This is a genomic window from Chryseobacterium sp. W4I1, assembly GCF_030816115.1.
GTDB lineage: Bacteria > Bacteroidota > Bacteroidia > Flavobacteriales > Weeksellaceae > Chryseobacterium.
This window is the reverse complement of the sequence record NZ_JAUSXQ010000001.1, coordinates 1,050,960-1,074,369: the sequence shown is the minus strand read 5'-3', so window position 1 is coordinate 1,074,369 and position 23,410 is coordinate 1,050,960. Positions and strand designations below refer to the sequence as shown.

The following is a 23,410-nucleotide window of genomic DNA, read 5'->3' as shown; positions in this document are numbered from 1 at the left end:
AATAATTATTTTTGGGCGGCGTCGGTATCGTCTTTTTTATCATAAGATGTATTGAGCGTGCTTTCTTTTGTGACTTCTACCTTTACTTTCTTAAGATTTTTAATCACGCTTAAATTCTGTTCTTCAGGCTTCAGTGCTTTTATCTTTAGGTTTTCAAAGGTAAAATCTTTCAGTTCATACAAGTCTGATTTTTCAATGTCAAAGCCTGTTTCACAACTGATATCTATATTTTTTAACACAATATTATTTGCCGATCTGGTTTTCGGTTTCTCCTCTCCTTTCAAATCAAAAAACTGATTCCAACCTTTTATATAGAGGAAGGTTTTTACATTTCCTTTGATGTTATCAAGGGTAATATATTCGTAATGTTGCGGCGTATCCGGTCTCATTTTTAAGTGCAATAATCTTGATGCATCTTTTACTGTTGAGTTTCTGAAAATGATATTGTAATTATGAATCGATTCACTTCCACAAGTTAATGCAGAATGGCAGAATCCAAAAGTATTGTCTTCAATGATGATATTCCTGTTTTCACCATTGTTGGGATCTTTATCTGCTTTCGGACCTTTTCCGCCTTTCAATGCAATGGCATCATCGTTTACTGACAGATAGCAGTTTTTAATTAGGAAATTGGTACATGCATCAATATCAACGGCGTCCGTACTCGGTGCTTTTACCGGTTCTTTCGGTGCTAAAATCGTTAAATTCAGCAATTTCACAAATTCACTCTTATAATAATGTGTGCTCCAGAAAGGCGAATTTTTCACAGTAATATCTTCAATCTGAACATTTTTTGAATTTGAAATATAGATGATCCGAGGCCTCATTTCGTCCATATTTGTACATTTAGGATTCCATTGGCGTCTTTTCCAGAATGCCTTCCAAAAGCGCAATCCATTTCCGTCCAACGTTCCTTTTCCTGATATGGTAAAGCCATCCAATCCGTTTGCGTTGATTAATGCCGGAAAATATTTCACCGTCTGGCCTTCCATCCTTGTTTCTACGACCGGGAAATCACTGATATCATCACTTCCTTTCAGCTTCGCGCCTTTCTCCAAATGCAAATGCGTTCCCTGCTTAAAGAAAACAGAGCTGATCAGGAATGTTCCTTTTGGAACGATGATTACCCCTCCGTTTTTAGCAGCCATATCAATAACGGCCTGAACTTCTTTTGTTTGAAGAATTGTACTGTCGTTTTTAACCCCGAAATCTGTAATAATGTACTTTTTTCCTAATTTATTAAGGTCTGTTGGCTTATTTTCTTTAAACCATTTCGGGATAGGTGTTCCATCGGGAAATTTATCCTGGCTTTTTACTCCTGATGAAAATAATAAGAAAAAAAACAGGGATAAGAGTGAGATATTTTGAAAATTCATAATTTATTTTTTACTGTAAATCCTGATTTTTATTAATTAATAATTAAGTATTTCAAAAAAGAATGACAAAATAAAGGAATATCATTTTAAATAAAATTTATTCAATCTTTTTTATGAAAAATCAGCAAATAACTTTCAACTGTATAATGAAATTATTATTTCGTTTCATTTTCATAAAAGTATACATTTTAGGACTTGACGGTATCCTGCTCTTTCATGTTGATTAATTTGCGATTTTTGTTCCCGATTGAATTCTCTTCAAAATTAAATTAATTATCCTTTTGTGCAATCGTTTGCTCAATATTAGATAATCAAAGCTGTTTTTAGTTAAAATCACGGATTATAAATCTTCGAAATTGGCTGGTTTTTAGCTTCAGTTTTATATTTAGAAGTCTTTGAAGAAAATAGTTTTATTAATTATCTTTTGTCTTAACAAAAAAAGATACGAAGTTCAGACTGGAATTTTCGGGTAAAAATGAATACTATTTCTCTAAAAAAACTTAAAAATGTGCGGATTTACTGCTATTCTTTCGATCCACTATTTTTCCTGCGCTTCAAACAGCAGAATTTTTTAACGTCCTCAGAATTATTATTTTTAATGCTTTTGCTTCCTAAGCCGATTGAAATAATCTTTAATTTTATTTTAAGTATAAATACATAATATTTCCTTTTTGATAGACATAATTTGATTAAATTTACGTCAATAATGTATGTCATTTTGGATATACGGAAAACTTACAGAAAAAGCATGTATGAATAAAAAAAATGCCACAATATATGACATCTCAAAGAAGCTAAACGTAAGTGTGGCAACTGTTTCCAGAGCATTGAACGATCATCCGAGAATAAGCGTGGCAACGAAAGATTTGGTCAGGAAAACGGCCAAAGAAATGAATTACAAGCAAAATAATCTTGCCAAAGCTCTGAAAAGCGGGGAAACCAAAAACGTAGGAATCATCGTTCCTTACATCAATACCAATTTCTTTTCATCGGTGATCCGGGGAATTGAGGAAGAGCTTTCTCCCCATGGTTATCATGTGATTATCTGCCAGAGTCATGAGGATGTGAATATTGAAAAAAGGCATCTAAACACGCTGCTTAACGCCCAGGTTGACGGGATTTTCATGTCGGTTTCCAAGACAACTCTTGATACCGATCATATCCAAAGTATTTTGGACACAACCAACACTCCCATTATATTTTTTGACCGTAAAAAAGACATTTCAGGAATCAGTACAGTGACCATCGACGATTATCGTGGCGGTTACATGGCGACGGAACACCTGATTAACGAAGGTTATAAAAATATCTGCCATTTTTCCGGTGATTTAAATCTTGAAATTTATCAGAATCGTCTGAATGGTTACAAACAGGCTTTAATTGATCATAATTTAAGTATAAAAGAGGAAAACATCATCACAACCGGAAGTTCAATTGATGAGGGAATTGATGCGGTTAAAAAACTTTGGGATGGAAAATCGGTTCCCGATGCTATTTTCTCATCAAGTGATTTTGCAGCGTTGGGCGCTTGCCAGGAATTAAAAAAGCGTAAGATTAAAATACCTCAGGAAGTAGCAGTTATTGGATTTTCCAACGAACCTTTTACCCAATTTATGGAGCTTCCAATGAGTTCTGTGGATCAGACTCCCGTTATCATGGGGAAAATGGCGGGGCAGGTTTTTATTGATAGTGTGAAGGAAAATGGTTCCGGGGTTTCTATCGAGAAAAAAGTGGTGTTGGCGCCGCAGCTTTATATCAGGAAATCTTCGAAAAGGAAGTAGCTTGTTTTATTAAATTTCTTTTGTCTTGAAATCGAAGATTCGACGTAGTCAAACAAAAGAAACAAAAATTGCCTCCATAAAGTCGGCGAATATTATTTCAAGACTTGGAAACATCCTTAAATTAGAATTTAATCCTAAAATCCCCAAAACTTACGCGAATTTGCTATTTGTTCTTCGTATCAAAATCTGTCTCGCGCTTCAAACAGTGGGAATTTTTTAACGGATTAATTTTTAATTTTCTTAACGCTCCATTTTCCTATGTCATTATAAAAACCATAGCTCATAGCTTTGTCACTCATCTAAACACTTAAGTTTTGGCTAAAGCCAATCTATTTATAAAGCGGACTAAAGTCCGCTCCTATTGATCCTGTTTCGTGTTTATTCGAGAAAAATATTGTGTCATTTGTGATTAAATTATCCAAAAGAAAATGCCTTCCACAAACGTAGAAAGCATTTTCAACCCCTAATAATTATATAATTAAAACAATTATAAACTTACTCCCCGTCTCCAGGGAATAAAATCGTTTTGATTTAAAATTGCGGCTTTTGTTTTTACCTCTCCGCTTGCGACTTCAATGATAAATTCTAAAAGCTCTTCTGCTTTTTCGTCGATTGTTTTTTCGCCTGTAATCACGTCTCCTGTGTTAAAGTCAATGATATCGGGCATTCTTTCTGATAAAGAAGTGTTTGACGAAATTTTTACTACAGGAACAACCGGATTTCCAGTTGGCGTTCCCAAACCTGTCGTAAATAAAACTACGTTTGAGCCGGAACCGACTAAAGCCGTTGTACATTCAACGTCATTTCCGGGGGTACATAATAAATTTAAGCCTGGTTCTTTGATGTATTCTGTAAAATCGAGAACGTCATTTATCGGAGATGAACCGCCTTTTTTAGCCGCTCCTGCAGACTTCATGGCATCGGTTATCAGTCCGTCTTTGATATTCCCCGGTGACGGGTTCATATCAAAACCTGAACCTGCAGCAACGACTGATTCTTCAAAATCTTTCATTAGCTGTAAAAATCTTTCGGCATCTTCTTCGTTCACACACCGGTTCACCAATTCCTGCTCTACTCCGCATAATTCGGGGAATTCTGAAAGGATGGTTGAACCACCGATTCCTGCCATTAAATCTGATAATTGTCCTAAAACCGGATTGGCAGAAATTCCTGAAAAACCGTCTGAGCCACCACATTCCAATCCTAAAACCAATTTTGAAATTGGCGCCGGCTTTCTTTCAATTTCATTGGCTTTTTTGATGGCTTCGTAAGAATCTTTGATGATTCCGTTGAGCATTTCATCAACGGTTCCAGACTTTTGTTGTTCGTAAACGATGATCGGTTTTTTATTATTCGGACTTATTTTTTGCAATGCATCTGTAAAAATCTGAACCTGTAAATTCTGACAACCCAAACTCAAAACCGTTGCTCCGGCTACGTTCGGATTATTCACATAACCTGCCAATAACCTTCCCAATGCTTCCGCATCCTGACGAATACCGCCACAACCGCCTTGGTGCGTGATGAATTTAACTTCAATATTTTTAAAAACCCTTGAGTCCTGATCTTCTTCAACAGCAGTTTCCGTTTCCGAATTATTAATTAACGATCTTAATAAAAGCTGATGCTTTGTCGCTTTTTCGAACAATAATTCTTTTTCAAAAACATCTTTTAAAATCTCAACATTTCTGTTTTCACAAAAAACCAATGGAAAAAATAACCAAACGTTTTCTGTTCCGACCTGTCCGTCTTCTCTGTGATAGCCCATGAAAGTCTTATCCTTCCATTTATCAACATTCGGAACAGTCCATGAAGTTGTTTCTGTTTTACCTTCTATTTTTGCGCTTTGATGCTTAACGTTCTCAGTCGTGATAACCTCTCCTTTCTGGATCGGCTGACTCGCTTTCCCGACTAAAACACCATACATAATAATCTCGTCTCCAATGGCAAGATCTTCGGTCACGAATTTATGTTTCGCCTTGGTGTCTTTTATAATTTCATACGTAAGATCGTCCAAAGTAACAGTTTCTCCCTGCGTCAGATCAACCAATGCCACTGTTACATTATCTTTGGGATTTACTTTCAGTACTTTCTTTTGCATCATTTTTTAAGAATAAAATTGTATAAAGTTGTGATATGCAGTTTCGATATCGTTGTGATCAATTTCCCACAATGCCTTTGCTACTGCAGACTTCAAGCCGATAACCTTGGTAAGGTCTGTGTCCCAGAAAGTGGTTTCGCTTAACGCCAATTCTGCGACTTTTTCATAATCTTCGTTTACCCAGATTTCCTTGAATCTAGCAACAATCGCTTCTTCATCATTTATCGGAAGAGATTTTTCACCAAAATTCCCTTGATAGAATCTGATTAAACTTGCCAATGAAAAGGTTAAATTAAGCGGTAATTTTTGGTTAATTTCAACATATTTTATCAGGCTCGGAAGAATTCTCACTTTAAATTTAGATACAAAATACAGTGCAATACTTGCCTGATAATGTTTGATAAAAGGATTTCTGAACCGGTCGAAAACTTCTTCAGCAAAATCCTTTAATTCATTTTCATCTAAACCTAACGTCGGGTTTACTTCATTGAATATTGTTTCACTTAAAAACTGACCTAAAAACTGATCATCAATAGATTCCTTTACCGTTTCTTTTCCTGATAAAATAGCCGGAGCCAACATCAACGTATGACCACCATTCAAAATTCTCACTTTTCTTAAACGATATGGCTGAATATCATCAACAACCAAAATCTGCTCGTCAATTTTATCGAAAGGAATTCTTTCTTTTAGATTTGCCAGATCCTCAATCACAAAAAGCAAAAAGACTTCCGAAACCACCATCATTTGATCTTCATAATCTAACTGATCTTCATAGGTTTCTGCATCATCTTTCGGATAACCCGGAACGATCCTGTCTACCAATGTATTGTGGAAATAATTACTATGTTCAATCCATTGCACAAAGTTAAAATCTAAATTCCAAAGTTGGGCATATTTTAAGATAATTTCTTTTAAAGCTAAAGCATTGTCTTCGATCAGTTCACAAGGAATAATTCTCAATCCTTTATCTTCTGCTCCATTGAAATGTTTGAATCTTTCGTATAATAAAACCGTTAGTTTCGCAGGAAAATTCTTGTGCGCACCCGCATAATTATTTTCTGATTCATCGTAAGCAATTCCCGTTTCTGTTGTATTGGAGAAGATAAATTCTAATTCTTCTTCTTTTGCCAATGCTAAGAATTCATCGTAATTTGTATAAGGATTGATCGATTTTTGAATCGCAGAAATCACTTGTTTTGTATCAATGATCTCCCTTTTTTTAATTCCTCTTGAGAAAAGAGTGTACAAATTATCCTGCTCTTCCAGTTTATGAACCGAACCGCCCGGAGTTGGCTGTACATTTACAATTCCTGCATTAAATCCTGCTTCTTTATTTAATTTATCAATTACACAATCTGTGAATCCTCTCATGAAATTTCCGCCTCCAAACTGTACAATTCTGATCGGAAGTTTTTCCTTAAAACCTATTAATTCACGATTTAATTTCTGTTTTGTCTGATTTTCCATCTTTTTTAACTCGATGATTTTATTTTTAACGCAAAGTTTTTTTTGACTACTAACTGTTTTTAAGTTCGCAAAGGCGTTTCACTTAACTAAGACTACTATAAAATCTTTGGATCTATTTTCGTTTAATCAAACCTGCAATATTTTTGAAACCTTGAAGGTTTAGACTGATCTATTTATCTAATATTATTTACTGATCACTTTATATTTTGGAACCAATGCTTTCATTACGGTCCATGCAATTAAATACGCCACTGCACAGATCGAAAAAATAATCATATACCCTTTATCGATTCCGTCTGAAATTACGGCTCCTGATTTTTCTAATTGTTCAAAAAAACCTTCCGGCAGACGTTCGTTGATATATTGCGGATATTTTTCCAACAATGGAATTCCGTCAACCGTTGTCCATGCTTTATGAGCATGATCAAACAATAAGCCAGAAGATTTATTGATTAAAAATGATCCGATTCCTCCTGCCATTCCGCCAATTCCAGTGATCGTTGCAATCGCTTTTTTAGGAAACATATCGCCAACCGTCGAGAAAATATTTGCCGACCAAGCCTGATGTGCTGCTCCTGCAATCCCGATAATTAATACAGGAATCCAATACGTAATCTTTCCTAAAGGCTGTGCTAAAAGTGCTAATAAAGGGAAAAATGCAAAAATTAACATCGCTTTCATTCTTCCTGTATAGGCGTTCATTCCTCTTTTTTCAACGAAATATTTTGGAAGCCAGCCGCCGATAATCGACAATAAAGTGATCATATAAAGGACGAATAATGGTAATGCACTTTGCGTGGAATCCATTTTGTAAACCGAACTTAAATAAGCAGGTGTCCAGAATAAAAAGAACCACCAAACTCCGTCTGTCATGAATTTCCCAAACGCAAACGCCCAAGTCTGTCTGTAGCTGAAACATTCTTTGAATGTAAATACTTTTTCAGGAACAGAAGTGTCTTCATTGGGAAGATCGTCCTGATCCTGATTGATATAGGTTAATTCATGTTCGTTAACTCTCTTATGTAAATGTGGTTTTTTGTAAACAAATACCCAAAGTCCCATCCATACAAATCCTAAAGCACCAATAATGATAAATGCCCATTCCCAACCCATTGATTTTGCAATAAAAGGGATAGTAAGTGGTGCTGCCAAAGCTCCAACTGTTGCTCCTGCATTCCAGATACTTGTAGAAAATGCTCTGTCTTTTTTAGGGAAATATTCCGCCGTAGTTTTAATAGCTGCCGGGAAATTTCCTGCTTCACCAATTGCCAATACGAAACGTGCAAAAATGAACAGCGTAACACTCGTACTGATGATGGCAGATGTATTGGAAACAGTAGAAATAAATTCTTTTGAACCATGAAAGCCAGCTAACCAGTTTCCGGTAAGAATCCCTGATGTGGCAATTCCGCAGAATGCATGTAAAACCGCACCAACAGACCAAATCCCGATTGCCCAAAGGAAACCTTTTTTAGTATCCATCCAATCCACAAACTTTCCTGCGAAAAGCATTCCTACCGCATAAAATATAGAAAACAATGCAGTGATGTTTCCGTAATCGTTGTTATTCCAGTGAAATTCTGGTGCGATAAAGTCTTTCCACGTTAATGACAACACCTGACGATCCAAATAATTGATCGTAGTAGCGAGAAATAACAGAAGACATATCGTCCATCTGTAGGTAGTCGGTTTAAGAGATTTAACTGAACTCATATTACTATTCAGAATTTAGTTATTGTTTAAAGTCTGAATAATTTCCAGCACTTTTTTAGTTTCATTTTCTAGCGTTGCATAGTCTTTAGCAAGCATTAATTCTTTACTTACCAATTTGCTCCCCATTCCTACGGCAGAAACACCGGCTTTGAACCAGCTTTCAATGCTTTCTTTTGTCGTATCAACACCACCGGTCGGCATGAATTTTAGATTTGGGAAAACATCTTTAATAGCGCTCATAAATCCGGTTCCTAAAGCATTTCCGGGAAATAATTTAATGAAAGTTACGCCTGAATTTTCAGCTTCGATAATTTCTGTCGGCGTCATACAACCCGGACTATATAACAAATCTTTTGGAATCAAAAATTCTGCAACTTCCGCCACAAAACCCGGACTGATAAAGAAATCGGCACCTGCTTTATAATATTCTTCAGCTTGTTGTACATTTTTTATTGTTCCGATTCCCAAAAGCATTTCCGGCATTTCTGCGTTACGAATTTCTACCATCTTCGTGAAATTACTCAACGCAGCTTCACCACGGCTTGTATATTCTACCGCACGGATTCCTGCTTTGTAAAGTGATCTCAATATTTCTAAAGTTACTGTCTCATCAGCATTATAATATAGAGGTAAAACTCCTTGGTTGATGATCGTATTTGTAACCGATTGAATTTTTGTCATTTTAGTTAATTATTTTGTTGAAAATAATCTTTGATGGAATTTAATCCATCCTTTAGTATGCTGTACCTTCAAGATTTTATCTTAATCTTTCATTTTTAACGCAAAGGGCACATATTCTAGTTTTAGCTGTAAGCGAGTTGCTAAAAGCCAATCATCAGAAGCAAATTATCTTTTTATTCTTCCTCCTGAATCTCCGTTCATCACTTCCAGAATATCTTCTGCGCTGCTGTAATTAATATCACCTAAAATGGTGTGTTTAATGGCGCAGGCTACGTTGGCAAATTTTAATGCTTTTTCGTCATCAAAATTGATTAAACCATAAATCAAACCTGCTGCAAAAGCATCCCCCGTCCCGATTCTATCAACCACAGGGTTAACTTCTAAAAGCTCAGTTTCAAAATAATTGTCTTCAACTAAAGCTCTTCCCTGCGTTTGCTGAGAACTTGCTGTAACACCGATTCTTATCTTGTCAAATATTTTATGAATGGAAGGAATTTGTTGTTTTAATTCTTTACAAGCTTCCATGAAACCATCTTTATCTGATGAAAACTGAGTTCCGAGAATTTCATTAATTTCATTCACGCCACCGATGAAAATCGTTGAATATGAAACCAATTCTTTCAAAACCTCATTCCCGTTTTTGCCATATTTCCAAAGGTTGGAGCGGTAAGCCGGGTCTGATGTAACTTCAATTCCCAATTCACGAGCTGTTTGTAAACCTTCTTTCAAACTTTCATAAGCCGATTCTGAAATTCCGGGACTGATACCTGTCCAGTGGAAATATTTGCAGCCTTCAAGCGCTTTTTTCCAGTCGATTTGTTCAGATTTAATGTTTGCAAAAGAACCGTTCAATCTGTTGTAAGCAATTCTGCTGGCGCGAACTGATGAACCCACTTCCAAAAAATACAAACCTAAAGGATGTTCATTTTTGTTGATGAAAGTTGTGTCAATTCCGAAACTTTTGATGAAAGAAACCGCCGATTCACCCACGAAATCATCAGAAACGCTGCTGATATGTCTCACGTCACAACCCATTGTTGCCAATGAAGATGCTACATTAAGCTCTGTTCCGCCGAAAAAGAATTCCATTTCGTGGCTTTGCTTCATGGTTCTGTTTCCGGGTGGCGAAAGTCGCATGATGACTTCTCCGAATGTGACTATTTTGTTGCTCATTGTTTTAATTAATGATCATTTAAGTTTTTAAAAGATCTGCTTTTATTTAACGCAAAGTGCGCAAAGTTTTTTTTAACTACTAACTGTTTTTAAGTTTGCAAAGGCGTTTCACTCAGCCAAGATCTCAAAGACTTTTTAAGTAGAAAAAATTACAGATTTTTTTAACCATTAAGATTTATTTAAGGAATTTAGAAAAGTTAAGGTTGACTTTGCCTTCAGATATTTAAATCAATTTGATTTTCTTAATTCACCTTAACCTCTTAAACTTCCTTAATGGTTTAAAATTTTATTTCTATCTCTCGCAGATTTAGCAAATTTTGCAGATGGTTATGTTTAAAAGATCTGCGGAATCAGCTAAATCTGCGAGAGTTTTTTATTTAATTTAAAATTTAAAAATCAAAATAATTTTTAGCATTATGATAACAAATGTCTGACACTGTTTTACCAATCAGCTCAATATCATCTGGTAATTCACCGTTTTTCATTTCTTCACCGAAAAGATTGCACAATACTCTTCTGAAATATTCGTGTCTCGGATAAGAAAGGAAACTTCTGGAATCCGTCAGCATTCCAACGAAACAGCTGATTAATCCCATGTTTGAAAGGGCGTTCATCTGCTTGATCATTCCGTCTTTCTGGTCAAGGAACCACCATCCTGAACCGAACTGTACTTTTCCTTTGATGCTGCCATCGTTGAAATTCCCGATCATTGTTGCGAAAACCTCATTATCGGCAGGATTTAAGTTATATAAAATGGTTTTCGTTAATTTATCTTTTCCGTCAAGTGTATTTAAAAATTTAGACAGCGTTTCAGCCTGAACGAAGTCACCGATGGAATCCCAACCCGTGTCCGGACCAAGAATTCTATGCATTCTTTCATTATTATTTCTCAGCGCTCCCAAGTGGAACTGCTGAACCCAACCGAACTTGTGATAAGCTTCGCCTAAGAACAATAAAATGGCTGTTTTGAACTGGTTAACCTGTTTTTCAGCAATCACTTTTCCTGAAATTTTATCATTGAAAATAGCACTAACTTCTGCTTCTGTAGCTTCTTCAAAAGAAATATTGTTCAATCCGTGGTCGCACAATCTGCATCCGTTTTCGTGGAAATATTCAATTCTTTTCAATAAAGCATCACACAATGTCTGATAAGAATTAATTTCAATTCCGGCCGATTCGCCCAATTTTGAAATATAATCTGCAAAGTTGTGGTTTTCAATCAAAATCGCTTTATCAGGACGGAAAGCAGTGCTCACTTTAATGCTGAAATCACTTTTTGCCAAATCCTGATGATAATTCAATAGATCTGTAGGATCTTCCGTTGTGCACAGAGATTCTACATTCATCATTTTCAATAAACCTCTTGTCGATTTTTCAGGCGTCTGAAGCTGAGCGGTGATGTTTTCGTAAATTTCTGACGCATTGTTTTCATTTAACAATTCATCGATTCCGAAATATCTTTTTAATTCTAAATGCGTCCAGTGATACAAAGGATTTCTCAATGTATAAGGAACCGTTTTAGCCCAAGCTTCAAATTTTTCTTTATCTGAAGAATCTCCGGTGATGAATTTTTCGTTCACCCCCATGGTACGCATCGCTCTCCATTTGTAATGGTCGCCTGCAATCCAAACCTTTGAAATATTTTCGAAAACGGTGTCTTCTGCAATATCTTTGGGAATCAAATGATTATGATAATCAATGATGGGTTGCTTTTCCGCGTATTTGAAGTACAATTCTTCAGCGTATTTATTTTGTAATAAAAATTGATCTGTAATAAAAGGTTTCATTCTAATCTAATTCTGTTGTTATTCATTAGCAGGTTTTCCGATGGTCGCTAAAATTCCGCCATCAACGTAAATAATCTGTCCGTTGATGAATCTGCTTGCGTCCGAAGCAAGGAAAATAGCCGTTCCAGCAAGGTCTTCAGGGTTTCCCCATCTTCCTTCCGGCGTTCTGCTGATGATAAAATCGTTGAAAGGATGTCCATCCACCCGAATTGGTTCTGTCTGAGAAGTTGCAAAATATCCGGGACCGATTCCGTTCACCTGAATATTATGTTTTGCCCATTCTGTTGCCAGATTTTTGGTAAGCATTTTCAGACCGCCCTTTGCAGAAGCATACGCCACTACATTGTCTCGTCCCAACTCACTCATCATCGAGCAGATATTGATGATCTTTCCGGATCTTCTTTTGATCATATGTTTGCCGACTAATTTCGACATGATAAAAGGTCCTGTAAGATCTACATCAATTACTTTTCTAAAGTCTTCAACTTCCATCTCAATTGCGGGAATACGTTTTATAATTCCTGCGTTGTTGACAAGGATGTCTATTTTTCCATGAGTGGCTTCCATAAGCGCTACTTTCTGAGCGGCTTCCAGCTCGTCCGTCACGTCAAAAAGATAACCGGTTGCTTTGTATCCTTTACCGTGATAATAGTTTAAAGCTTCCTCTAATTTTGACGGTGTCGTACTTGTAATAGCCAGTTCAGCACCTGCAGCGGCAAGACCTTCTGCCATTGCCATTCCTAATCCGTGAGTACCGCCTGTAACAACGGCTACTTTTCCGGATAAATCAAATAAATTCATTAGAAAGATTACTTTAGTTCGTTAGTCTTGATACCGTCCATATCACCGTAGTCCATATTTTCCCCGGCCATACCCCAGATAAAAGTATAATTAGAAGTCCCTACCCCTGAGTGGATTGACCATTCCGGAGACAGTACTGCTTGACGGTTCTGCATAAAAATATGACGCGTTTCCTGAGGCTGTCCTAAGAAATGACTGATCGTCTGACCTTCTTCCAAATCAAAATAGAAATATGCTTCCATTCTTCTTGTGTGGGTATGTGAAGGCATTGTATTCCAAACACTTCCCGGGTGAAGCTCTGTCATTCCCATTTGTAATTGACACGTTTCAAGGACAGAATTAACAATCAGTTTGTTGATCGTACGCTTATTAGCGTATTTTTCTTCTCCTAATTCTACAATTTCGGCTTCGTTTTTCGTGATCTTTTTTGTGGGATACGTATGATGCGCCGGAGCTGAATTGATGTAAAAATAAGGTTGTGCATCACCCGACTTTTCAAAAACCACTTCTTTTGCTCCTTTACCAATATATAAAGCTTCTTTGTTGGCAAGCTCATATACTTCGCCGTCTACAGTCACTTTTCCGGCACCACCGACGTTGATGATCCCCAGTTCTCTCCTGTCAAGGAAATTCTCGGCTTTCAAATCGTCTGTTGGTTCCAGTTTCAAAGCTTTTGCTGAAGGCATTACACCTCCTACAATCAGCCTATCATACATAGTATAGACTAATTTTATCTTATCTTCATTAAATAAATCATTGATTAGAAACTCCCTCCTAAGATCTTCAGTAGTATACTTTTTTGCATCTTCAGGATGGTGGGCGTAACGAAATTCTGATTGTGTCATACTGCTTAGTTTTTATACTTTCATTTTGCGGTTTTATCAAAACCTGTTAAACATTGTGTAATCGATTGCATAAAATTACACTAAAATTTTGTAGAAATACTTGTTGCTAAATATATAATTATTCTTCAATTAGTTAATAAAAAATTAATATTAAATTATAAAAACCTGAATTACAATTAAATAAAATTAAAATTGAGAAGATTTTGAGAAGCAATTAATGGAAATTATGCCGATCATATTAACCAAAATTAATACTAAAATGATGATTAATTATAAAATCATGCCAAAAAACAATAACAGAAAATTAATATTGATTTGGTAAAAATATATTAAAACTACTCTATATATTGTATACAATGATAATAATTAATATCAAGTTTAAAATTGAGTTAAAATATTATCCTTAAAATATGACAAAAATCAGCCAAAAAATCAGAAATATTGATCCTGACTGTCATTTTTGGGAAGTCTTTAAGAGCAAAAAAAGATAAATTTTAAGCAAATTTTAAGTTTTAAATTAATAAATTTTAAGGAAAAAAATTCTTTTTACAAAAAAAATCAAAGTATTTTTTAAATTATTAATTAACTAATTTCCAATATTTTAAATCAATAGAACAGTTCATATTTTGTAAATACATCCATTCCACAATAATCAAATTAATGAAAAAATAATATTTTTTTCTTTGCGTATTGAAAAATAATATTAGTTTAGAAGCCAAGATATTTATTATGAAAATTTACGCAATCGATTGCACTCTAAAATGTGTAAATCTTTCAGAAAATATTTACCACTAAAAAGACAGTAGAATACTTACAAATCCACACAAGACAAAACGATTGAAAAAAAAGCTTTCAACCAAAATTAAAACTATAAGGATACAAAATGGATAAAAAAGTACAATCAATAAAGTGGTTATATATAACTTTCTTTTTATTTCCTGTCCTGGCCATGGCTCAAGAAAAGGAGACACAAAAGGATAAAAATACCAATATCGATGAAGTGGTATTGGTAGGTTATTCCAAAGTTTCTAAAAAAGATGTTACCAATGCCGTTGGCTCAGTAAAAGCTGATGAAGTGAAAGATATGCCAGTAAACAGTGCTGCAGAGGCAATCCAAGGCAGAGTTGCGGGGGTGCAGATCATGGCAAGTGAAGGGTCTCCCGGCGCTGAGGTAGAAATAAAAGTGAGAGGGGGTACATCGATTACACAAAGTAATGCTCCGCTATACATTGTAGACGGAATTCAGATGGACAATGCACTTACTGTTATTTCTCCCAAAGAAATTGAATCAATCGAAGTATTAAAAGACGCCGCTTCTACCTCTATCTACGGATCGAGAGGAGCCAACGGAGTTGTTTTGATCACTACGAAAGGAGGCCGTAAAAAAGCGGCAACAACCATCAATTACAGCGGATATACCGGTGTACGAAAAATTACGAACACCATTCCTGTGCTTGATCCTTACCAATTTGTAATGTATCAGTATGAACTTTACAATAAAGGAGGAGATTTGGCTGACCAGACAACATTCAGCACAAGATACGGTACGTTTGATGAATTGGCTTCAAAATATGGAAATATCAAGAAAAGAGACTGGCAGGACGAGCTTTTCGGAAAAGAAGCTTTCAACTTTACGCATAACTTAAGCTTAACAGGAGGTTCAGACAAATCTGCATTCTCATTAACTCTGAATCATGTAGAAGAAGATGGAATTATGCTGAACTCTGGTTTCAGAAGAAGCATGGCCAATTTTAAGTATGATTTTGATATTTCTAAAAAATTAAAAGTCGGATTCAATGCAAGGTACAGCCGCCAGCTGATTTCCGGAGCAGGAACTTCCGCTTCAGGTTCTCAGGGAACAAACAGACTGAGAAATGCAGTACGATACCAGCCTTTTGAAGGAGGAAGCAATGTTCCGATCGATGATTTCGATCCTAATTATTCAACACTAACCAATCTCGTTAACCCACTTATTCTAAATGATAATGAGGTAAAAGAAAACAGAACCAACGATTTATTATTAAATGGATATTTGAATTATAATATCACAAAGGATTTAACATTCCGGAGCGTAATCGGTTACGTTCAAAGGGATAATGCTGTAAATCAGTTTTGGGGAACCGTAACGAGTGACGCGAGAGCCAACAACAATCAGCCGATCGTTCAATTAACAAGGTCTCAATCAAGAAGAATCACTAATACCAATACTTTAAATTATACCAAGAAATTCGGAAATCATAAACTTGATTTATTGGTTGGTGAAGAAACCGTACAGACAGACGGAGAAACTTCAAATACTTATACAAAATGGCTTCCCATTTCTATCAGTGCGAATGAAGCTTTTGCCAATATTCAATCTGCAATTCCACCATCAGGAATGATTCAGGATGCACCTAGAACGGCTGCCCTGCCACCAGACAGACTGCTTTCTTTCTTCGGCAGAGCCAACTATATTTTTGCCAACAAATATATTGTAACAGCTTCCCTGAGAGCCGATGCTTCCAATGTTTTCGGACCTGGAAACAGATGGGGAACCTTCCCTGCGGTATCGGTAGCATGGAAACTTAAAGAAGAAAACTTCCTTAAAAATAAAGAATGGCTGGAAGAGCTTAAACTCCGTTTTGGATATGGTCTGGCAGGAAACAACAGAATTCCGGCGTACCTGTATGATACCTATTTTACGACTTCTACAGATTTCGGTTATACTTTCGGAAGTGGTGTAACGCCGGGTGCAACTACAGGAAACACGCTGGCAAACAAAAATGTAACCTGGGAAGCTACAGTTTCCAAAAACTTAGGACTGGATTTCGGATTCTTCAACGGAAGATTATATGGAAGTGTAGATGGATATATTACAGATACAAAAGATCTTTTGGTATTGGCAAAAATCCCTCAGACATCAGGGTACGAATATCAGTATCAGAACTCAGGGAAAACACAGAACAAAGGGATCGAAGTTTCATTGGGAGGGATTATCGTAAACAAAGAAAATTTCACCTGGAAAACAGATTTCAACATATCAGCTAACAGAAATATTATCAAAAGCTTAGGATCAGGTGTTTCGGCAGGTAATGATTATTACCTTGTAGCTTCAGGATGGGTAAACAATTTATATGATTTCATTGCTAAAGTTGGTAATTCCGTAGGAACTTACTACGGATATGAAACAGAAGGAAGATATGAAATCGGTGATTTTGATTTTAACCCGACCACTCAGGCTTATACTTTAAAAGCCGGTGTACCCAATGCAAGTGCTGTTGCAAATGGTTCAAAGCCAATTCAGCCGGGAGATCTTAAATTAAGAGATTTAAATGGCGACGGACAGATCACAACAGCCGATCAGACAGAATTGGGAAGCGCCCAGCCGAAATTCTACGGAGGCTTCAACCAGACTTTCAGATACAAAAACTGGGATATGAGCTTATTCTTCAATTTCTCTGTCGGAAATAAAGTTTATAATGCCAATAAAATCGAATTTACCACCCAATATTTATACCGAGACAACAATATGGCTGCAGAAGTGGCAGACCGATGGAGATGGTTTGACAATAGCGGCATAAAAGTTACAGACCCTACTGCCCTCGCTGCATTGAACGCCAATACAACGATGTGGACACCGCCACAAGGAAGCTACATTCTGCATTCTTATGCGATTGAAGATGGTTCTTTCTTAAGGTTAAATAATGTAACAATAGGCTATAGCCTTCCAAAAGGCTCATTAGAAATGCTGGGCATCAAGAATTTCAGACTGTATGCAACCGTAAATAATTTATTTACAATCACCGGTTACGACGGGTACGATCCGGAAGCAAGTACGAGAAGAAACCCTTTGACTCCGGGAGTGGATTACGCTGCATATCCTAGAAGCAGATTTATTTTAACAGGTCTTGACATAACCTTTTAATTAAACTTAAACATGAAAAAAACAATAATTATATTAAGCTGCATCCTTTCGCTTACCACTATCAACTCATGCAGCGATTACCTGGATCCGGAAAATCTTTCAAGTGTCGCGGAAGCACAGCAATTCGACAGCACTTCAGATACTTTCACAGCATTGGTAGGGGTTTACAGCCAGTTAGCAGGTGATGACGGGTACGGACAGAGATTAGCTTTAATTTATCCTCATTCCAGCGACGACTTCAGGACTTCAGGAGACTACAACTGTAATGACAGAAGAGGACTCTCGACTTTCGGAGCCTGCCCTACCAATACAGAATTAAACAAACCTTTCTTAAAATTATATTCAGGAATCGAAAGAGCAAATCTTTGCATTAAAAACATTCCCCTTTCTCCGGTTTATAAGACGGGTTCCGATGCCGATAAGAAATTAATGGACCGTTATCTTGGTGAAGCATTAACATTAAGAGCACAGTTTTACTATGAATTAATAAGAAACTGGGGCGATATCCCTTTCCAGGACAAACCATCTGCGGATTACGACAATCTTTATCTTCCAAAAACGGACAGAGATGTTATTTATGAAAAAATCATTGCAGATTTGGCCCAGGCTTCAGCTTTAGTTCCATGGAGATCAGAAGGAAGCACTACAAATGCCCGGATTTCTAAAGGTTTTGTTAAAGGTTTAAGAGCCAGAATCGCATTGGCAAGAGCAGGATATTCATTAAGAAGAAGTCCACAGCAGATGGCAAAGGGCTCAAATCCTCAAACCTATTATCAGATTGCCTATGACGAATGTAAAGACATCATGAACCATTCCGGCGAACATAGCTTAAACCCAAGCTACGAAGCAGTTTTCAGAGCTTTACACACGAATACGCAGGACGCAACCAACGAAATCATTTTCTGTGTGGGAGCTTTCGGGGGTAATGCAAGAACTGACAGTAAAATCGGTTATTACAATGGTTTAAAGCACGATGACAATTCTAGCTGGAAAGGTGGCGGTGGGATCAATGCACTTCCTGTTTACTTCTATGAGTTTACTAAATATGATTTAAGAAGAGACATGAACGTAGGAATTTTTAAAGTAAACAACTCCAATCAGGCGGAAATTGTGAATGCCATTTCTTTCACAGATTCAAAATACAGAAAATCCTGGACGAATATTACGGGGCCTTCACAAAACCTTGCGGTTGACTGGCCATTGCTTCGTTTTTCTGATGTTTTACTGATGTTTGCAGAAGCCGATAATGAACTTCACTCCGCACCTTCTGCGGAAGCCATCAATGCCGTAAAACTTGTGAGAAATAGAGCTTACACCGGGAATTTAGGACAGGTTGGGACAATTCCTACAGATAAAGTAGGATTCTTCAATTATATTGTTCAGGAAAGATTATTGGAGCTGGGCTGTGAGGGTATCAGAAAATATGATCTGATCCGTTGGAATTTATTAGACTCAAAAATTACGGAAACAAGGCAAAAATTGACAGCTTTCGTCAACGGAACCGGGCAATATGCAAACGTACCATTGAATCTTTACTATAAAAAATCGGTTTACGATCCTACAAAATCTGCCCAGCAAAATGTCAACGATATTGATATTTTCTTCACCGGCGCCGACAAATCCCAGGTATTTTACATGCCTTCTCAGGATGCGACCCCGGTAGGTTATACGAAGATTGCATGGAGAGCAGCTGTTTTACCAACATACATCAGTGATCCAGTAAAAGGTTTTGCGCAATATTTCCAATCTAATAAAAGAGAATTATTGCCAATTTACAGTGATATCATCCAATCAAATTACAATCTTACACAAGATTACGGTTATTAGATAAAAAGTTTCATATTCATATCAAAGAAATACAGGCTTCCTCCCACAAAGAGAAGTCTGTATTTTAACTCAAAATTTATTTAATGAAAACTTCAACTTTTATTAAAAATTTTAAAATATTTTCAGTTTTTTCGATGGTATTATTAAACCTTCTTTCTTTTAAAACCAATGATAAAATAATCGTGGTTTCAAAAGACGGAAATGGCAACTTTACCACGGTACAGCAAGCTATTGATGCCGTTGAAAATGGTTCTTCCACAAGAACTAAAATTTTAATTAAAGCCGGAGTTTACAAAGAAAAAATCACCGTTCCCGAAACAAAAGGAGCCATTTTGATAGAAGGAGAACATCCTGAAAATACGATCATTACTTACGATGATTTTGCTTCAAAAAAGAATTCGGAAGGCAAAGATATCGGAACAACAGGTTCTTCAACTATTTTTATTTATTCAAATGATTTTACGGCAAAAAATATTTCGTTTGAAAACAGTTCAGGAAGAGTCGGACAAGCCGTTGCGGTTTTAACTTCCGGTGACAGAATTGCTTTTGAAAACTGCAGGTTCTTAGGAAATCAGGATACTTTATATTTAAAAGGAGCTCAGGATTTACAGGATAAAACAAAACCTTCAAGAAATTATTTTAAAAACTGCTACATCGAAGGCACAACCGATTACATTTTCGGAGCCGGAACCGCCGTTTTTGAAAACTGCACGATTTATTCTAAAGAAAGCGCAAGCTACATCACAGCCGCTTCTACTCCACAGGAAAGCGAATTTGGCTTTGTCTTTATCAATTCAAAAATCATTGGAAATGCGAAAGAAAATTCAGTCTATTTAGGAAGACCCTGGAGGCCTTTTGCAAAGACAGTGTACATCGATTGCGAAATGAATTCAAGCATAAAACAAGAAGGATGGCACAACTGGAGCAAACCTGATGCGGAAAAAACAACTTTTTATGGAGAATTTAATTCAAAAGGCACAGGAGCAAATGCTGCAAAAAGAGTTTTGTGGTCACATCAATTAACAAAGGAAGAAAGCAAAAAATATACAACACAAAATATCCTCAAAGGAAATGACAACTGGAATCCGAAAAAAAGTTTAAAATAAATTTTAAGATTAAAATCAACATCAAAAAGAATTTTAAATCATGATAAAACACTTCACAAAAATAATGACGATAGGGATTGTATGCGGAAGTCTGGCTTTTGTTGAAGCTCAAAATGTCCTAAGTTTTCCCGGTGCAGAAGGTTTCGGAAGATATACAACCGGCGGTCGTGGAGGAAAGGTTTATGTTGTTGATAAATTGACGGATGACGGCTCAGAAGGCACTTTAAGATATGCTCTAGATCAAAAAGGACCGAGATATATTGTTTTTAAAACCGGCGGAACAATTTACTTGGAATCACCGTTAAAAATAAAAGAAGGCAATGTCACCATTGCCGGACAAACCGCTCCAGGAGACGGAATTACCGTTGCCAATTACGAAACTTTTGTAGGTGCAGACAACGTGATTATTCGCTACATGAGATTCAGAATGGGTAATCAGAAAAAACATGAAGGTGATGCTTTGGGTGCCAGGTTTATAAAAAATTTAATTATTGATCATTGCTCGATGAGCTGGTCTACAGACGAGACAGTTTCCATTTATGTTAATGAAAACACAACGCTTCAATGGTGCGTAATTGCAGAAAGTTTGAGAAATTCTTTCCATAAGAAAGGTCCTCACGGTTACGGCGGAATTGCAGGCGGAAAATTTGCGTCTTTTCATCATAATATGTATGCTCACCATGACAGCAGAAATCCCAGATTAGGGGAATATGCAGGAAGTAAATTTGCATTAACTGATCTTACCGATTTCAGGAATAATGTGATTTATAATTGGGGAAACAATAATGTGTACGGCGGTGAAGGAATGAACGTGAATATCGTCAATAATTACTATAAACCCGGCCCCGCAACCACCACAAAACAGAGAATTGTTGCCATCGATAAAAACGGAAACCCGGAAGCTGAAGTGTATAACATTTGGGGGAAATATTACATCAACGGAAATGTTATAGAAGGAAACCCGGAAATCACGAAGGACAACTGGACGGAAGGTGTTTTCGGTCAGATGAAAGCTTATAATTTGACAGATAAGGATAAAAACTCCATAAAAATCAATCAGCCACATGATATTCAGAGCAATGTCATCACCCATTCTGCAAAAGAAGCGTATGAGAAAATTTTACAGATCGGCGGAGCAAGTTTAGTGAGAGATGCTGTTGATCTCCATGTGTTGAAAGATGTCAAAAACGGAAGTTTTACCTACAAAGGTTCAAAAGGAAGCACCAACGGCATCATCGATTCACAAAATGATGTCGGCGGATTTCCAAAATTGGACGAAGGAAAGGCACTACCCGACTCAGACAACGACGGAATGCCTGATGAATGGGAAATTAAGCATCAATTAAACCCAAAAGTGGCCAATGCCAACGGAAGAGATTTAGATAAAAACTACGATAATATTGAAGTGTATTTTAATGATATTGTTAAAAAAATAACCGAAAAACAATTCTAATAACCATGAAAACTCTTGTTAAATTCGGTAAAAAATAATCAACTTTAAAGTTTAAAATCATGAATTTCATTAACAAAAACATAAAAGCATATGCTGTTGCAATTTTAGGTTCAGGAATGTTCTTAGCATGTGCCCAAACAAAATCTGTAGCATCAAAACCTGCAACAGAAACTTTAAAATCCGGAAAAATTGTTCCAATCAATCTGAAATGGTCTGAAAGAATGTTACTTTCCGAAATGCACCGTTTCCCGGAATCATGGATGCTCGATTTCAGCAAGAGCCCGAAATGGACTTACCCATCAGCAATTGTACTGGATGGAGCAGAAAAACTATACGCAAAAACAGGCAAAAAAGAATATTACGACTACGTAAGCAGCTTTGGAGAGAAATTGGTACGGGAAGATGGCACCATTCTTACCTATGAATTGGACAAATACAACATCGACCTTCTAAACAGCGGAAATGTACTTCTTTATCTGTATGAAAAAGAGAAAAAAGAAAAATACTTAAAGGCTTTACAAACGCTTCGTTCGCAAATCGACGGGCAACCGAGAACTTCTGAAGGCGGTTTCTGGCATAAGAAAATCTATCCTAACCAAATGTGGCTGGATGGATTGTACATGGGACAGCCTTTTTACACCCATTACACCAAAGATTTTTCAAAAGGTGCCGATGCAGACAAGGCTTACGATGATATTATCAATCAATTTGACTTAATTCAAAAGCATCTTCTAGATAAAAAAACAGGATTACTATACCACGCCTGGGACGAAAGCAAAGAGCAGGCCTGGGCAAATAAAGAAACGGGACAATCCCCAAATTTCTGGGGAAGAGCGATGGGTTGGTACGGAATGGCGATGGTGGATGTGCTGGATTATTTACCGCAAAATCATCCGGGTAGAGCAAGATTAATTTCTTACCTAAAATCTTACGCCGATGCCATCATCAAGGTTCAGGACAAGAAAAGCGGACTTTGGTATCAAGTATTGGACAAGCCATTAGCAAATGGTAATTATGAAGAAGCAACTGCTTCAGCAATGTTTGTTTACACGATGATAAAGTCTGTCAACAACGGATATTTACCAAAATCTTATAAAGCGGCTGCCAAAAAAGGTTATGACGGGATCATTAAAAATTTAATTACCGTCGATGAAAATGGCGTAGTAAATTTAAATAAATGCTGTGCAGTGGCAGGTCTGGGCGGAAAACCTTACAGAGACGGTTCGTATGAATATTATGTGAATGAAGAAATTCGTTCCAACGATGCCAAAGGAACAGGACCTTTCATCTTAGCGAGTTTAGAATTTGAGAAATAATTAAAGCTAAGACATTCACCCTTTGCTGAGTGAAATGCCCTTGCGGACAAAAAATTTGCAGAATCAGTTAAAAAAG

At 36.7% G+C, this 23,410-nt stretch carries 15 protein-coding genes; 6 read left to right on the top strand and 9 right to left on the bottom strand.

Features of this window, described 5'->3' with window-relative positions:
- Window positions 1–5: 5 nt before the first annotated feature.
- Window positions 6–1,376, bottom strand: coding sequence for a glycoside hydrolase family 28 protein (locus QF044_RS04950; RefSeq protein WP_307264373.1), 1,371 nt, complete (start codon window positions 1,374–1,376; stop codon window positions 6–8).
- Window positions 1,377–2,128: 752 nt separating this feature from the next.
- Here QF044_RS04950 and QF044_RS04945 point away from each other — a divergent pair.
- The gene (locus tag QF044_RS04945; RefSeq protein WP_307264371.1) at window positions 2,129–3,157 is read left to right on the top strand and encodes a LacI family DNA-binding transcriptional regulator; all 1,029 of its coding nucleotides are present in this window, start codon (window positions 2,129–2,131) and stop codon (window positions 3,155–3,157) included.
- Window positions 3,158–3,644: 487 nt separating this feature from the next.
- Here the strand turns inward: QF044_RS04945 and QF044_RS04940 are convergent, their stop codons facing one another.
- From QF044_RS04940 to kduI, 8 genes are all read right to left on the bottom strand, one after another.
- The gene (locus tag QF044_RS04940) at window positions 3,645–5,258 is read right to left on the bottom strand and encodes a UxaA family hydrolase (RefSeq protein ID WP_307271942.1); all 1,614 of its coding nucleotides are present in this window, start codon (window positions 5,256–5,258) and stop codon (window positions 3,645–3,647) included.
- A 6-nt stretch (window positions 5,259–5,264) separates the two neighbouring features.
- Window positions 5,265–6,728, bottom strand: coding sequence for a tagaturonate reductase (locus QF044_RS04935; protein ID WP_307264368.1), 1,464 nt, complete (start codon window positions 6,726–6,728; stop codon window positions 5,265–5,267).
- 183 nt (window positions 6,729–6,911) lie between these two features.
- Window positions 6,912–8,441 carry an MFS transporter gene (locus tag QF044_RS04930; RefSeq protein ID WP_307264365.1) on the bottom strand — a complete coding sequence of 510 codons (1,530 nt, stop codon included), beginning with the start codon at window positions 8,439–8,441 and terminating at the stop codon, window positions 6,912–6,914.
- 15 nt (window positions 8,442–8,456) lie between these two features.
- On the bottom strand, window positions 8,457–9,122 hold the full coding sequence (locus tag QF044_RS04925; protein ID WP_307264362.1) for a bifunctional 4-hydroxy-2-oxoglutarate aldolase/2-dehydro-3-deoxy-phosphogluconate aldolase: 666 nt from the start codon (window positions 9,120–9,122) through the stop codon (window positions 8,457–8,459).
- Between the two features lie 165 nt (window positions 9,123–9,287).
- On the bottom strand, window positions 9,288–10,295 hold the full coding sequence (locus QF044_RS04920; protein WP_307264359.1) for a sugar kinase: 1,008 nt from the start codon (window positions 10,293–10,295) through the stop codon (window positions 9,288–9,290).
- 389 nt (window positions 10,296–10,684) lie between these two features.
- The gene (gene uxaC / locus QF044_RS04915) at window positions 10,685–12,082 is read right to left on the bottom strand and encodes a glucuronate isomerase (protein WP_307264356.1); all 1,398 of its coding nucleotides are present in this window, start codon (window positions 12,080–12,082) and stop codon (window positions 10,685–10,687) included.
- Between the two features lie 18 nt (window positions 12,083–12,100).
- Window positions 12,101–12,883 (bottom strand): gluconate 5-dehydrogenase, encoded by a 783-nt coding sequence (locus tag QF044_RS04910; protein ID WP_307264355.1) that lies wholly within the window; start codon window positions 12,881–12,883, stop codon window positions 12,101–12,103.
- 8 nt (window positions 12,884–12,891) lie between these two features.
- Window positions 12,892–13,728: a 5-dehydro-4-deoxy-D-glucuronate isomerase gene (gene kduI / locus QF044_RS04905; protein ID WP_307264352.1), complete on the bottom strand. Its 837-nt coding sequence runs from the start codon at window positions 13,726–13,728 to the stop codon at window positions 12,892–12,894.
- 883 nt (window positions 13,729–14,611) lie between these two features.
- Here kduI and QF044_RS04900 point away from each other — a divergent pair.
- The 5 genes from QF044_RS04900 (at window position 14,612) to QF044_RS04880 (ending at window position 23,334) form a co-directional block, all read left to right on the top strand.
- Window positions 14,612–17,632 carry a TonB-dependent receptor gene (locus QF044_RS04900; RefSeq protein ID WP_307264349.1) on the top strand — a complete coding sequence of 1,007 codons (3,021 nt, stop codon included), beginning with the start codon at window positions 14,612–14,614 and terminating at the stop codon, window positions 17,630–17,632.
- A gap of 12 nt (window positions 17,633–17,644) precedes the next feature.
- Window positions 17,645–19,459 (top strand): RagB/SusD family nutrient uptake outer membrane protein, encoded by a 1,815-nt coding sequence (locus tag QF044_RS04895; protein ID WP_307264346.1) that lies wholly within the window; start codon window positions 17,645–17,647, stop codon window positions 19,457–19,459.
- An 83-nt stretch (window positions 19,460–19,542) separates the two neighbouring features.
- The gene (locus QF044_RS04890; RefSeq protein ID WP_307264343.1) at window positions 19,543–20,565 is read left to right on the top strand and encodes a pectinesterase family protein; all 1,023 of its coding nucleotides are present in this window, start codon (window positions 19,543–19,545) and stop codon (window positions 20,563–20,565) included.
- Between the two features lie 40 nt (window positions 20,566–20,605).
- Window positions 20,606–22,018, top strand: a complete 1,413-nt coding sequence (locus QF044_RS04885) for a polysaccharide lyase family 1 protein (RefSeq protein WP_307264341.1) — start codon at window positions 20,606–20,608, stop codon at window positions 22,016–22,018.
- Window positions 22,019–22,077: 59 nt separating this feature from the next.
- The gene (locus tag QF044_RS04880) at window positions 22,078–23,334 is read left to right on the top strand and encodes a glycoside hydrolase family 105 protein (protein WP_307264339.1); all 1,257 of its coding nucleotides are present in this window, start codon (window positions 22,078–22,080) and stop codon (window positions 23,332–23,334) included.
- Window positions 23,335–23,410: the final 76 nt, after the last annotated feature.